Source organism: Halorubrum sp. Atlit-26R, from assembly GCF_003666015.1.
Classification (GTDB): Archaea; Halobacteriota; Halobacteria; order Halobacteriales; family Haloferacaceae; genus Halorubrum.
In genome coordinates this window covers 1-711 of sequence record NZ_QPLT01000222.1, presented here as the reverse complement: position 1 = coordinate 711, position 711 = coordinate 1, and the positions used below count along the sequence as shown (strand labels likewise).

At 51.9% G+C, this 711-nt stretch carries 1 pseudogene; it reads left to right on the top strand.

Features of this window, described 5'->3' with window-relative positions:
* Window positions 1-244 (top strand): annotated as a pseudogene (locus tag DVK07_RS23935) (hypothetical protein); the annotation flags it as partial.
* Window positions 245-711 lie beyond the last annotated feature (467 nt).

Here is a 711-nt window from a genome sequence, read left to right as displayed (position 1 = left end):
CTACAGCAATACCCTCGGCAAGAAAGTCTGGGGAAACGTCTGTCAGAACTGTGATTCATACCAAGGAAATCATTTCATCCAGCGAGAGGCACTGGAGATTGACCCTCCACTAGTAGACTGTCCATATTATGAGGATGAACACGAATGGAGCCCGGACCAAGGAATGGGTGGGGCATTTGAACAGGGATGGGTCTCATGTCCAGAATATGGTGAAATACCGGTTGGTGACCCACGGGGAGAGTGATGAATCCCTTGACTGGCTTTGTTGAAATCCTCAGACGTTAATAGTTTCACATCCCCAATCGCTCAATACAGATGACGTACAGATTTCAATCGTCGCCTCTGTATGCGTTTCCACCCCGTTTTCTGATCGCGACCACATAGAGTATTCGCTGTTCGCGATCGGCACGACATCCGAGGCGGAACTGTCCAACCCGAAGCTTCTGATGTGGAGCCCCTGCGAGCGGTTCAAGATGATCTGTTGGCTGTCGCCATTGATCGGTGACGACTTCATCAAGCTTAGAGATGACCCGGTCGCGAGCGTGCTCTTCAAGTGAGTCGGGCTGCCGCTTCGACCGGTCCGTGAACTCTCAGTCCCACTCTTCGCTCATCGGTCACGTGCATTTTCTTGTCCATACTCCGCTTTGATCTCCTCGCTAGAGTGTGTTCGACCTTCCTGAATGTCGACTTCGCTCGTAGCGATCGCCTTGA